The 12,696-nt window shown below is 71.0% G+C and carries 9 protein-coding genes and 1 pseudogene; 5 read left to right on the forward strand and 5 right to left on the reverse strand.

The features are described 5' to 3' along the window. Nucleotides 1–2: 2 nt before the first annotated feature. Genes ACIBSV_RS38450 through ACIBSV_RS38460 form a run of 3 tightly spaced genes read right to left on the reverse strand, consistent with a single transcriptional unit; the run spans nucleotide 3 to nucleotide 4,029 of the window. Nucleotides 3–1,004, reverse strand: coding sequence for an ABC transporter permease (locus ACIBSV_RS38450; protein WP_395871577.1), 1,002 nt, complete (start codon nucleotides 1,002–1,004; stop codon nucleotides 3–5). Next, complete coding sequence (locus ACIBSV_RS38455; protein WP_395871579.1) at nucleotides 1,001–2,572, reverse strand: ABC transporter substrate-binding protein; 1,572 nt, start codon at nucleotides 2,570–2,572, stop codon at nucleotides 1,001–1,003. The genes ACIBSV_RS38450 and ACIBSV_RS38455 overlap by 4 nt, the downstream gene beginning before the upstream one ends. Then, nucleotides 2,569–4,029 (reverse strand): serine hydrolase domain-containing protein, encoded by a 1,461-nt coding sequence (locus ACIBSV_RS38460; RefSeq protein ID WP_395871581.1) that lies wholly within the window; start codon nucleotides 4,027–4,029, stop codon nucleotides 2,569–2,571. Before ACIBSV_RS38460 ends, ACIBSV_RS38455 begins: the two co-directional genes overlap by 4 nt. A gap of 252 nt (nucleotides 4,030–4,281) precedes the next feature. On the opposite strand from ACIBSV_RS38460, the gene ACIBSV_RS38465 reads away from it, so the two are divergent. After that, a complete protein-coding gene (locus ACIBSV_RS38465) occupies nucleotides 4,282–5,130 on the forward strand; it encodes a M55 family metallopeptidase (protein WP_395871583.1) in 849 nt (282 codons plus the stop codon). Nucleotides 5,131–5,182: 52 nt separating this feature from the next. Continuing rightward, a complete protein-coding gene (locus tag ACIBSV_RS38470; RefSeq protein WP_395871585.1) occupies nucleotides 5,183–6,085 on the forward strand; it encodes a serine hydrolase in 903 nt (300 codons plus the stop codon). Between the two features lie 140 nt (nucleotides 6,086–6,225). Here the strand turns inward: ACIBSV_RS38470 and ACIBSV_RS38475 are convergent, their stop codons facing one another. Continuing rightward, on the reverse strand, nucleotides 6,226–6,957 hold the full coding sequence (locus ACIBSV_RS38475) for a spermidine synthase (protein ID WP_395871587.1): 732 nt from the start codon (nucleotides 6,955–6,957) through the stop codon (nucleotides 6,226–6,228). A 234-nt stretch (nucleotides 6,958–7,191) separates the two neighbouring features. On the opposite strand from ACIBSV_RS38475, the gene ACIBSV_RS38480 reads away from it, so the two are divergent. After that, complete coding sequence (locus ACIBSV_RS38480; protein WP_395871589.1) at nucleotides 7,192–8,235, forward strand: P1 family peptidase; 1,044 nt, start codon at nucleotides 7,192–7,194, stop codon at nucleotides 8,233–8,235. 54 nt (nucleotides 8,236–8,289) lie between these two features. Here ACIBSV_RS38480 and ACIBSV_RS38485 read toward each other — a convergent pair whose 3' ends face one another. Continuing rightward, nucleotides 8,290–9,753, reverse strand: coding sequence for a carboxylesterase/lipase family protein (locus ACIBSV_RS38485; RefSeq protein ID WP_395871591.1), 1,464 nt, complete (start codon nucleotides 9,751–9,753; stop codon nucleotides 8,290–8,292). Nucleotides 9,754–9,980: 227 nt separating this feature from the next. Here ACIBSV_RS38485 and ACIBSV_RS38490 point away from each other — a divergent pair, with 227 nt between their 5' ends. Beyond that, a complete protein-coding gene (locus tag ACIBSV_RS38490; protein ID WP_395871594.1) occupies nucleotides 9,981–11,618 on the forward strand; it encodes a CocE/NonD family hydrolase in 1,638 nt (545 codons plus the stop codon). Between the two features lie 324 nt (nucleotides 11,619–11,942). After that, nucleotides 11,943–12,696 (forward strand): annotated as a pseudogene (locus ACIBSV_RS38495) (peptidase M28); the annotation flags it as partial.

Here is a 12,696-nt window from a genome sequence, read left to right on the forward strand (position 1 = left end):
CTTCAGCTCCCGCGAATCGTGGACTGGGGATCGGCGGCGGCGACGGCGAGGTCGACCACGAAGTTGATCGTGAGCGCGGCGGCTCCGTAGACCAGCACGATGCCTTGGACGAGCGGATAGTCCTTCTGCAGGATCGCCTGGACGATGGTCATGCCCAGGCCGGGCCAGGCGAAGACGTTCTCGATCAGTACGGTCCCGGCCAGCAGGCCGCTCAGGAGCAGGCCGCCCAGGGTGAGCGAGGAGGTCAGCAGGTTCGGCAACGCGTGCCGCAGGTAGACCAGTCGGCCGGGCAGCCGCTTGGCGCGGGCGGTGCGCATGTAGTCGGTCTCGAACACGCGCAGCGCCTCCACCCGGACGATCCGCGAGAGTGCGGCGATCGGGGTGATGGCCAGCGCGAGTACCGGCAGGACGTAGGAGTCCGGGCCTTCGCGCAGCGCCACCGGGAACCAGCCCAGCGAGACGCCGAACACCGAGGCCAGGCAGACCGCGAGGAGGAATTCCGGGATGGCCACGATCGCCCCGGTCGAGGAGGCGAAGGCGAGTTCGCCGCGCCGGCGCCGGCCGTTGCGGGTCCACACGGCCATGGCCATGCCCAGCGGGATGGCCACCAGCATCACCAGGAGGAACGCGTAGATCGCGATCTCCATGGTCGCCGGGAGTCGGTCGCCGATCATCCGGGACACCGGGACCCGGGCGGTGATCGATTCGCCCAGGTCGCCGTGGAAGAGTCCGCCGACGAAGTGCTTGTACTGGGAGATCAGCGAGTCGTCCAGGCCCAGTTGCTCCTTGCGGGCGGCGACCGCCTCGGGCGTGGCGTTGAGTCCCAGGGCGCCGCGGACCGGGTCGCCGGGGACGAAGTGGATCATCGCGAAGGCGGCGGTGACCAGTGCGGCGAGCGAGACCACCAGGCGCCCGGTACGGCGCACGAGGAAGGAGGTCCAGGGGCCGAGCCGGAAGTCGATCACCCGGCCGGCCGTGGTTGCGGTACCGGCTGCGGTACTCATCGGCCACCGACCTTGCGAAGGGTGGTCGGAATGGGACCGCCACCGTCGAGTTCGAAGCTGTAGCCCCGAGCGAAATAGGGGGTCAACGAGTCCATGAAGGTCACCACATCGAGACGTTTGATCAACTCGGATTCGGCCGCGGTCCACTCGGGGCAACCCGAGGTGTCCGGCTTGGCCATTGCGAGAGCCACGAGACGTTTGAATTCGGGGTTGTCCAACGAACCGAAGTTGAGCCCGTCCGGTGGGGTGGCTCCCATGAAGAAGGGGAGGGCCTGGTCGGGTGTGGTCACCGAGAGCGGTGCCCACGCGACTTCCCACTGACCGCCCATCAGGATCGTGGCGTTCGTCGCGGCGGTGGTCGGCTGAGCGTTGACCTTGACGCCGAACGACTTCCATTGCTTGACCGCCAACTCGACGGCGGCGATGAGCTGGTTGCCGAACACACCGGGGTAGGGCATGGAGATCGACAGCTGTTTGCCGTCCTTGGTCCAGCGCCCGCCGGACTTCTTCCACCCCGCCGACCGCAGCGCCTCCGCGGCCCGAGCCACGTCGTGCCGTGGCAGGTGCTCGGTCACCGCGTCCTCGGTGCACGGCGGCGCCGCCGTGACACCGACGCGGGTCGCGGGTTGACCCTTGCCGCCGGTGGCCACCGCACCGATCTGCTTGAGGTCGAGCGCCTCGATCAGCGCCCGACGCACCAGGGGATCGGCGGTGACCCGATTGGCGGCCTCGTTGAAGACCAGCATCCCCAAGGGGTCGCGCTGGACCACGGACTTGACGCCGGCCGCGGTCAGCCGGGCGCGGTCGCCGCCGACGATGGGCGCGATGTCGATCTGTCCGCCGAGCACCAGGTTCGCCCTGGTGGATTCGTTGGCGAGGACCTTGAAGACCACTCGGTCGGGCAGGTCGGTGTTGCCGATGCCGTTCGGCCCCCAGGTGTAGCCGGCGCGCTTGGTGAAGGTGAAGTGGTCGCCCGGGACCACCTGGCTCAGTCGGTAGGGTCCGGTCCCGTCGGACGTGTGGCTCAGGACATCGGGGGACTTCATGGCGGTGGGGCACACCAGTCGCAACATCGCGGTGCCGCGGACCAGGAACGGGGCCGGGTCCGGGGTCTTCAGCGTCAGGGTGCCGGCCGCGTCGTCGGCGGTGGCGACGGTCCCGGGAGGCACCATCAGGCCGTACAGCGGCGACTTGTTGGCCGGGTCGGCGATGTAGGCGTACTGGGCCGCGATGTCGGAGGCGGTCAGTGCTCGGCCGCTGTCGCACATCACGTCGCGGCGGAGCGTGAAGGTCGCCGAGGTCGCGTCGGAGGTCCAATTCTCGGCGACACCCGAGACGATCCGCCCGTCATTGGCGACATGGATCAGCGAGTCGTAGGAGTAGCGGTTCATCGTGACCGCGGACGAGGTCAGCGCGGTCAGCGGGTTCATGTTGCCGGGGTCGCCTTCGATGGCGATCGTGACGGTGTCACCGTCGCCGGCACCACCATCGCTCGCGGTCCCTCCGCACCCGGCGGCGAACAGACCCAACGCGACGGCCGCTGCGGCCCCGCGTGGGACGCGTCTCATCGCGCGCCGCCGGCGGAACACTCGACGGCACCGTTCGCCGCGGCCGACTCGCCGACCGTCACGCGCGGAACCGCGCGGGTCATGTGCAGGAAGCGGGCCCGGTCGCCGTCGCCGAGGAAGGCGTACTGCGTGTGCTGCCCACCCTGCGCCTCGACCTCGATCAGCGTGCGGGCGTCGCGGATCACCAGCTTGCTGGTCTTGACCTGTTCGCCGAGCATCTCGGCGGCGGCGCCGAGCGTGCGCATGGTCAGTTCCAGTCCCTCCTCGGACTCGACCACGTCCAACGCCATCGCCTGCGAGGCGTAGCGGCCGACGAAGAAGCGCGGGTCCACCACCGGGGGCTCGGCGGGCGGTACCACGGGCTCCGGTACGCGCACGTCCGCGGTCGTCGCGAACACGTCGCGGACCAGGTCGTACATCACGGCCAGATCGCCGCCGTTGGTGAGGATCGCGATCGAGACGTCGCTCTCGGGGGCCACCCGCAGGATCGCGGCCTGGCCCATGGTGCCGCCGTCGTGACCGATGATCGGGCCGCCGACCCAGTCGAACAGGTTCCAGCCCAACCCCCACGCGCCGCCGACCGCCTCGATGTCGGGCACCTGGACCTGCGGCTCGCGCATCGCGAGCGCGGACGCCTCCGACAGCAGGCGGGTGCCGTCCGGGAGCAGTCCCCGGGCGATGTGCGCGGCGGCGAACGCGAGCAGGTCGGTCGCCGTGGTGGTCAGCGTCGAGCCGGCGGGCGCGTTGGAGCGCGGCATCTCCCACCCCGGCACCCGCACCGCGGTCCCGTCCGGCCCGGACACGTGCCCGATCGCCACCCGGTGCAGGATCGCCTCGTTCGCGCTGGTGGCCAACCGGCCCAGCCCCAGGGGCACCGCTATGCGCTCACGCAGCGTCGCCTCCCAGGTCTGTCCGGTGAGCACCTCGATGATCCGACCCAGCACGACGAACCCGCTGTTGCAGTACGAGAACATCTCGCCGGGTGCGAACAGTTGCCCGGCCTTCGCGGCCAGGTCCGCGACCAGCTTGGCCACCGCGTCGTCCCCGGGACCGTGGTCGTCGAACAGGTCGCCCTCGAAACCCGCGGTGTGGCACAGCAGTTGACGCGTCGTCACCACCTGTGCGGCGGCCTCGTCGACGAGCTTGAATTCCGGCAGGTAGGTGCGCACGGGGGCGTCGAGGTCGAGCACGCCCTCGTCGACGAGCTGCATGATCAGCGTCGCCGTCCAGACCTTGGTGATCGACCCGATCTGGAAGATCGAGTCCGGGGTCGCCGGGTACCCGATCTCCACGTCGAGCACGCCCGTGGCGGCCACGACCGTCTCGTCGCCCATCCGTACCGCGACACTCGCCCCGGGAATGTTGCCGCGCTTGGCCAGTTCGCCGAGTCGGGTCGCTAGGTACTCGGGCGTCGGCAGTGTCCGGGCAGCAGACCCGGGCACGTCGGATCGTCCCATCGTGGGATACCTCCTCGGAAGGCGGCGGCGAGTGCCGCAGAGGACGATCACGGTAGGCAGCCCCCGAAAACCTCGAATCGTCCTCGTGGACGAAGAACCGCCGCCGAACCTGTCCGAATCACCGACGCCGAGCCCCGGCCGCCTCGGCAATCCTCGGCAGAGGCGGCCGACGGTCGGCACACCGCCCGGCCCGGCGTCGGGCGACGCGCGCGTCGGGTCGCTCACGGGCAGCGCGACGAACGGGAGCGACCGATGGACGTGTACATCTCGATCGACATGGAAGGTGTGGCGGGCATCGCCACCCTGGATCAGATCTGGCGCGGGGGCAGCGGCTACCCCCGGGCGCAACACTTGATGACGGGTGAGGCGAACGCGGCGATCGAAGGCGCGTTCGCGGCGGGCGCCGAGCGCGTACTGATCAACGACAGCCACGGCACGATGGACAACCTGATCGCGGAGGACCTGGACCCCCGCGCCCGGATGATCCTGGGCACCCCCAAGGCCCAGTGCATGGCGCACGGCCTGGGCCCGCAGCACGCGGTGGCGCTGTTCGTCGGCTACCACGCGGCGGCCGGCAAGCCCGGCGTGCTCTCGCACACCTTCTCCGGCAACTTCACCTCGGTGAAACTGGGCGACCGCCACGTCACCGAGGCCGAGGTGATCGCACTGCTGGCCGCCCAGCACGGGGTGCCGATCGGACTGGTCACCGGTGACAACCACGTCTGCTCGGTGGCCGAGGGGGTATTCCCCGGCGTGGTCACCGCGCAGGTCAAGTCCGCCGAGGGATGGACCGCGGCGGACACCATGCACCCCTCCCTGGCTCGGGACCTCATCCGGGAGAAGGCCGCGCTGGCGGTCCGGAACGCGAGCGGGCTGCAAGCCCTGCCGATGCCCGATGAACTGGTCCTGGAGGTGGGTTTCCAACTCCCCCTGGCCGCCGAGTTCGCCGCCGCCGTGCCCGGCGCGGAACGACTGGACCTGTTGACCGTGCGATGCGCGGCACCCGATCCCAACGTCGTGATGGACCTGATCAACCTCTGGTACACGGTGGGCGCGCACGCGGCCGCCACCCACCTGCCGAACGTCGCCGCCAAACGCTGAACACACCCCGTCGAGCCCCTCGGGGCCACCCGACCACCCTCACGGAGCGAACATGATCACCGACCAGGATCCGGTCGAACCGGCGAAGAGCATCCGCGCCGTCTTCGACGCGGCCGAGGTCGAGGGCTTTCTGCACGTACGCGACCTCGACGGCGACGACGAGGTCTGTTACGGGTCCGACGACAAGGTCGTGCTCGCCTCGGTCTTCAAGATCCCGATCGCCTTGGAGTACGCGCGCCAGGCGGCCTCGGGCCGGCTGGACCGGGCCGGGCGGCACGTGGTCACCGACGCCGACAAGGCAGGCGACGGCATCGGCACCGACGGCTGCATGCACGACGTGGAGATGAGCGCGCGCGACCTCGCCGCCATGATGATGACCATGAGCGACAACGCAGCCACCGACGTCGTGCTCGGCCTGGTCGGCCGGGAGAACGTGCGAGCCACGCTGGACGAGTTGGACTGCCGCGCCACCGCGGTCACCGGCTGCAAGGAACTGCTCTCCAGCGTGGTGACCGACCTGGGCATCGACCCGGCTGCCGAGGACGTCGAGGAGCAGCTCGCCCGGGTCACCCCGGACCGCATGCGCATGGTGACCGTGCGCGACCCCGAGCGCACCGCCTCGACCACCCCGCGCGAGATCACCAAGCTGCTCGCCGCCATCTGGCGGGACGAGGCCGGGCCCGCCGAGGCCTGCGCCGAGGTGCGCGAGATCATGGGCCGGCAGATCTGGCCGCACCGGCTCTCCTCCGGCTTCGAGGACGAGATCCGGGTGTCCGGCAAGACCGGCACCCTGTGGGGTGTGCGCAACGAGGCCGGGGTCGTCGAATACCCCGACGGCAAGCGCTACGCCGTCGGCGTCTTCCTGCGTTCGGAGTCGATGGGCTACCGGCTGCCCCGGGCCGACGCGGCGATCGGCCGGGCCGCCCGCGTCGCCATCGACCACCTGCGCTCCTGAGCGGTGCCGCGCCCGGCGGCTCGTGCCCTGTCGCCGGGCGCGGCACCCCGCGTGTCCTCGCACCCCGGTAGGGACCCGGTGGGGTGTTCGAGGACACGCCCGGCACCCCGCGTCCCGACCCGGTTCGCCGTCCCGTCGGGTCAGGACGCGGGGTCGCCCGCCTTGCGCGCCACGTACACGGTGTTGGTCGCCGTACCGCCTTGGAGCGGGTTGTCGAAGTCGACCACGTGCGCGGCCGAGGCGGGGAACACCTCGGCGAGCACCGCGCCGAACTCGTGGTCCGGCGGGTCGTTCGACCACAGGGCGAAGACGCCGTCCGGATGCAGCCGATCGGCCAGCGCGCGCAGCCCGGCGGGCCGGTAGAGCGCGGCGTGGCTGGGGTGCAACACGTGCCGCGGCGAGTGGTCGACGTCCAGCAGGATGGCGTGGAAGCGCCGGCCGGGCGCCTGCGCATCCCACCCGCGAGGGTCGCCGGCCAACGCGAAGAAGTCGCCGAGGACCAGCCGACAGCGCGGATCGCCGGCCAGCCCCGCGCCCAGCGGCACCAGCCCGCGCCGGTGCCAGTCGATCACCTCGCCCAGCGCGTCCACCACGATCAGGCTGCGCACGCGCGGGTCGTCCAGCGCCGCCCGGGCGGTGTACCCGAGCCCGAGCCCGCCCACCACGACGTCGAGTTCGGCGTCCGGCAGGTCGGCCAGGCCCAGTCGGGTCAGCGCGATCTCGCCCGCCGTGAACAGGCTGGACATCAGGAACTCGTCGCCGAGTTTGACCTCGTACACGTCCTCGCCCGTGGCCGGATCCCGCCTGCGGCGCAGACTGATCTCGCCCATCGGCGTCGGCCGCCAGTCGAGTTCCTCGAAACGCGCGCTCATCCGTGCACCCTCAACCGTGTCGGTGCCGCTCTCCGGCGCCAGTGGGTGGTCTGTGGGTGGTCAGCCTATAGAGCGCGCGGGCCGCCGCCGACCAGGCGCGAGGGCTGCCCGGGGTTGGTGTGGGCCACCCGAGGCGGGTCCGAACTTTCGTCCGCGACGACGGTGCGGCCCACGACGGGCAAAGCGGAGAGTGACGGCATGCGAATGCCGGCGGAAACGACATCCGGAGCCACCATGACCGAGCTCGCGACGGGCCCTTCGAAGCCGCGCCCGCGCATCCGCGACTTCGGCCACGCGCCGGGCCTGCTGGCTCCCGGGATGTGGAACGCGCTCACCGACGTCCCGGGCGTGCGGGTGGGGCACACCACGCTGCGTGACCCCCGGGAGGGGTTGTACTCGGGAGTGACCGCGATCGTGCCCGACGCGCTGGGCAGTCACGGCCCATTGCCGGCCGGGCAGTTCGTCGGCAACGGCCACGGGAGGTTCGTCGGCGCGGGCCGCTCGGTGGAACCGGGCGAATTGGAGACCCCGTTGCTGCTCACTTCCAAGCTGTCCACCTTCCCCGTCGCGAACGCCCTGTCGACCTGGCTGCGGGAGCGGGCCGATCCGCCGCTCACCTCCGTGCTGCCGGTGGTCGGCGAGATCGACGACACGTGGCTGTCCCGGAACCGCCCACGCCGGGTGACCGCGGCGCACGTGTACGCGGCGCTGGACACGGCCTCGACCGGGCCGGTGCCGCAGGGCAGTGTGGGCGGCGGCACCGGCGCGTGCGCGCTGGGCTACAAGGCCGGCATCGGCACCGCGTCGCGCCGGGTGCCCACGGACACCGGCGAGGCGACCGTGGGCGTGCTGGTGCAGGCCAACATGTCCGGCGAACTACGGCTGGGTGGGCAGGTGTTGCGCCCGGCCACGCTGGGTCTGCCGACCGCCGGACCGGCCGGCGGGCAGGGCTCGTGCGTGGTCGTGGTCGCCACCGATCTGCCCTGCTCCACGCGCGAGTTGACCCGGATCGCCGGGCGCGGTGTGTTCGGTCTGGCCCGGGTCGGGGCCGCGTTCGCGCACGGCAGCGGCGACTACGCGGTGGCCTTCTCCACCGCGCCCGTGCGCGCCGCCGAGCCGCTGCCCTCGGCGCTGTTGGACACGGTCTTCGCCGCGACGATGGACGCCGTCGAGGAGGCGGTGCTGGACGCCCTGTTGGCCGCCGAGACGGTGCACGCGCCGTCCGGGCACAAGGCGTTCGCGCTGCCGCACGCGGCCGTGCGTCGCGCCCTGGGATGACGGACGCGACACCCCGCCGACCGGCCCGGGAGCGGGCCCGGCCAGGCCCGCCGGTCAGGGCCAGACGGCTCGCTCGTCCTCGCGCGGGGCGAACACCGTGCGGGTCTCGGGATGGTCGAACACCCGTACCGGGCGCCGGGCGTCCCACGGTTCCCAGCCCGGGTCGCCGGTCTTGGCGAAGCGCACCCACGCCGCGTGCATGTCGTCGGCCAGCCGCTGCGGCGCCGCGTCGCCGGTGAGGGCGCGCCAGTCGGGCGTCGCGAGGCCGTCGAAGACGAAGGGCAGCTCCATCGCGTGCGCCGCGCCCAGGTCCAGGACCGGGCTGCGCCAGCCGAACTCGTAGACGTAGGTGGACGCGCCGTGATCCAGTCGGGCGTCCGCGACCCGGTTGATCGGCAGTCGCAGCAACAGATCGCCGACCAGCGTGCCGAGCAGTTCACCGCGCGAGGCACCCGGCCGATTGGCCCGATACGCGGCCAGGATCCGGCGTGTGATCCGGAATTTGAGCCGCGCACCCGCGAACAGCAGTGCGCCGACCCGGTCCAGCATCCCCGTGGGCACGAACCACAGCCGGTATTCCTCGGTATTCGAGCCGAGCAGCAGTGTGATGTCCGACCCACCGCCGGCCTGCAGGGCCGCCATCGGCTCGACCGGCACCAGGTCCGCGTCGACGGCCATGGTGAATCCGGGGCCACCGGTCATCGGCGAGCCACCGGCGGTGACGGCCTGTTCGGCCGCGACCAGTTCGGCCGCGGGCACGTCCGCGAACGCCTCCCGGGTCGCCGCGCGACCCAGCCGCTCGGCCACCAGACGGGTGATCCGGCCGGCGCCCTCGGGCGGGAGCGCGCCGGGCATCCCGCTCTGCAGAATCGCCCGACCGAACAACGACGCGGCCTGCGGGTGGGCAACCAGGGCGCCCAGCAGGATCGATCCGGCGGACTCGCCGAACACGGTGACCTGTTCGGGATCGCCACCGAAGGCCGCGATCTCGGCGTGCACCCAGCGCAGCGCGGCGAGCACGTCGGCCAGTCCGAGATTGAGCGGCGCGCCCGCCAACACCGAGAAGCCCTCGGAGGCCAGCCGGTAGTTCGGCGCCACGAACACCACGCCGTCCCGGGCGAAGGCGGAACCGTCGTACCCGGGCAGCGCGTTGGCGCCGTGCGCGAGTGATCCGCCGTGCACCCACACCATCACCGGCAGACCGGCCGCGTCGGCCGGTGCCCAGATGTTCAGGTTCAGGTATTCGTCGCCCTCGACCACCACCGTCGGCAGCAGGTCGCCCAGGCCGCCCCGGTACGGCGCCTGGGGCGCGGTCGCCCCCATCGAACCGGCGTCGCGCACGTCCGCCCACCCCGGATGCGGGGCCGGCCGGTCGAACCGTCTCGGGCCCACCGGCGCGGCGGCGTACGGGATGCCGAGGAAACGACGCACGCCGTCCGCGGTGGTGCCGCACACCCGGCCGGCCGAGATCGACACCGTCGGGCGCCCGGACTCGTCGTTTGGGGAAACGTTCTTCATGGGCCATCCGATCCGCGGGGAGCCCCGCTCGACGATTCGCCAGATCGGGCGAGGGTAGCGAAGGGGTCGGCACACCGGAACGGTTGTTTCCCACTTCGGATTTTCCTCCCATTCTCCCGTCACGAAACAGGATTCGATGACACTGTGTTTTCGAGTCGACACCCACTGCGATCATGGCGGGGTGTCGGCCTCGTCCGCACGAGTCGACGAAGTGGGAAGGAACCGACGTGAGTTCTCAGGAACCGCAGCCGACCAGCCTCTACCCCGAACTGGACGAGGCGACCTTGACGCAGGTCGTCGAAGCACTGGAGACCGGGAACACCGGCCGACTGGCCCCCGCGCGCGTGACCGAGGTCCAGGAGACCCGGGCACAGGTCGAGTTCAGCAAGGTTCGGGTGCCCGGCGCGGGAGGCGACGAGCTGGACGGCGCGCTCTGGCTGCACCGGGACGGCCGACCCCGACCGTTGATCGTGATGCCCTCGCCATGGGTGAACCTGGGCTGGGTCGTCTACGCGGTGCAGGCGACCCGCTTCGCGCTCAAGGGCTACCACGTACTGGCCTACACCGCGCGCGGGTTCGGCGAATCCCAGGGTGAGGTCGAGGTGGCCGGTCTCGAGGACATCGAGGATGGTCAGGCGGCGATCACCTTCGTGGAGGGCTTGGTCACGGGCGAGTTGACCGGCGTCGGCTTCATCGGCGACTCGTACGGATCGGGCATCAGCCAGCTGGTCGCCGCCGAGGAGCCCAAGGTGGGCGCGGTGGTGGCCCTGAGCACCTGGGGTGATCTGGGCGAGGCGTTCTTCGAGAACGGCACCCGGCACCTGGCCGCGGTGTCCACGCTCCTGGGTGCCGCCGCCGACGCCCGGCTCAGCGAGACGACACAGCAGGCGTTCCGGGACGTACTGACCAACCCGGACCCACAACCGGCGCTGGACTGGGCGGTACCGCGCTCCCCGCACGAGCGCGTCGGAAAGCTCAACGAACGCGGCGTGCCGATCCTGTTCGCGAACGCGTGGCACGAGACGCTGTTCCCCACCAATCAGACGTTGAAGATGTTCAACGCGCTGACCGGCCCCAAGCGCCTCCTGTTGTCCATCGGCGACCACTCGGGACCGGAATCGCCCGGCATCATCGGGCTGCCGAACCGGATCTGGGAGGACGCGCACCGGTGGTTCGACCACCACCTCAAGGGCATCGCCAACGGCATCGATGCCGAGGGCGAGGTCGTCACACAGATCATGTGGAAGGGCCCGATCGAAGAGCGGCCCACGTGGGGCGCGGTCACCGGGCGCACCGAACGGCTATACCTGACCGGCCCACAGAACGGCGGCGACGGCACGCTCACCGACAAGGCGGGCGGCGACACGGACATCGTCTTCCGGTCCGGCGCGGACACCCCGGCCACCGTCGCAAACAAGATCATCTTCTCCGGCTACCCGGAGATGGCCGGCTTCCCCAAGGTATACCCGACCAACGAGATCGATCGGTCCCACGCGGGCGTGTGGGCCACCGCACCGCTACCCGTGGCGGTGAAACTGCGGGGCGTGCCTCGACTGCGGGTGACTTACACGATCGAGGGACCGACCCCGACGGTGATCGCACACCTCTTCGACGTCGACGCCGACGGCAACGCCCACATCATTACGCACGCGCCGTTCACCGGCCCCGAGGGCGAGGCGGAACGGCTGGTCGTCCTGGACATCGCCCTCCAGGCCACCGGCTACAACGTCCCGGCCGGCCACCGGGTACTGCTCGTGCTGGATACGTTCGACCCGTTCTACGGTGCGGCCCCCGTCGCGGGCACCACCATCACGGTCTCCCCCTCCGACGAGGATCCGTCCTACCTGGATCTTCCGGTGAGCTGATCGCGACCTCCGGGTGAGTCGTTCGCGCCTGCTGCCCGGCACCCGATGCGCCTCTCCGGTCGCCGCACCGGGTGCCGGACAGCCCCGTCGACCGACTCCCGGAATCATTCTCCGATGCGCGCAACTCACTTGTGTGGAACGGAGTTTGACAGATTTTGCCGGCCCTTCGAGCGCGCATTGAACGGAACGGGCAGACCGTGTGAACGTGTGCCGATCGGGCACGAACCCGGCGGCCAGGCGCGTCGGCGGTTCGCTCACCTTGCGGACACGCATCGCGAAGGTCGGATTCGTGGTCGAGGTCTACCTTCCACTCGAGGAGCCTCGATGAATCGCAAAACGGTGACGGCCGGGACAGTCCTGGCCGTACTCGCCGGATTGGCGGTCTCCACGACCGCGCAGTCGGCTTCGGCCGATCCGCCTTCCCCTCCCGGCTCGCAGGCGCTGGCGGTCTCCGCCGCCGACCGAGCCGCGACCAGTGGCTTGGACACCCTCGCCAAGGGTCCCGACGAGCAGTACGAACGCCAAGCGGTGACCCCCTGGGTCAACGGCCTCTACTCGGTCGCCTACGAGCGCACCTACCGGGGCATCCCGGTGGTCGGCGGCGACGCCGTCGTGCTCGCCGACGGCCAGGGCCGGGTCCGCGCGACCCAGTCCGCCACCAGCACCCGCATCTCGGCCAAGACCACGCCCACGATCGACGCGGGCGCCGCCGAGACCACGTCCAGGGCCAGACTCGCTGCCGTGGACAAGGTCGAATCGCACCGCCTGGTCGTCCGGGTCAAGGACGGGCAGAGCAATCTCGCCTGGGAAACCGTCCTGATCGGTCGTACCGCGACCGCGCCCAGCAGGCTGCACGTCTTCGTCGATGCGAGCACGGGCACGGTGCTCGACACCGTCGACGACGTGAAGGCCGGCACCGGCAACAGTCAGTGGAACGGGCCGAACCCGCTCACCATCGACACCACCGGCTCGGGCGGTTCCTTCTCCCTGCGCGACCCGAACCGTCCCGGACTGACCTGCGCGGACTACAGCAACGGCCAGGTCTTCACCAAGTCCACCGACTCCTGGGGCAACGGCC

The organism is Embleya sp. NPDC050154 (assembly GCF_044460165.1).
In the GTDB taxonomy this organism is placed as follows: domain Bacteria; phylum Actinomycetota; class Actinomycetes; order Streptomycetales; family Streptomycetaceae; genus Embleya.

Excerpts from the sequence above, each read along its gene's own strand:
- ACIBSV_RS38470 (WP_395871585.1), top strand. The coding sequence starts at position 5,183 with ATGATCACCGACCAGGATCCGGTCGAACCGGCGAAGAGCATCCGCGCC.
- ACIBSV_RS38465 (WP_395871583.1), top strand. The coding sequence starts at position 4,282 with ATGGACGTGTACATCTCGATCGACATGGAAGGTGTGGCGGGCATCGCC.
- ACIBSV_RS38480 (WP_395871589.1), top strand. The coding sequence starts at position 7,192 with ATGACCGAGCTCGCGACGGGCCCTTCGAAGCCGCGCCCGCGCATCCGC.
- ACIBSV_RS38450 (WP_395871577.1), bottom strand. The coding sequence starts at position 1,004 with ATGAGTACCGCAGCCGGTACCGCAACCACGGCCGGCCGGGTGATCGAC.
- ACIBSV_RS38460 (WP_395871581.1), bottom strand. The coding sequence starts at position 4,029 with ATGGGACGATCCGACGTGCCCGGGTCTGCTGCCCGGACACTGCCGACG.
- ACIBSV_RS38475 (WP_395871587.1), bottom strand. The coding sequence starts at position 6,957 with ATGAGCGCGCGTTTCGAGGAACTCGACTGGCGGCCGACGCCGATGGGC.
- ACIBSV_RS38485 (WP_395871591.1), bottom strand. The coding sequence starts at position 9,753 with ATGAAGAACGTTTCCCCAAACGACGAGTCCGGGCGCCCGACGGTGTCG.
- ACIBSV_RS38455 (WP_395871579.1), bottom strand. The coding sequence starts at position 2,572 with ATGAGACGCGTCCCACGCGGGGCCGCAGCGGCCGTCGCGTTGGGTCTG.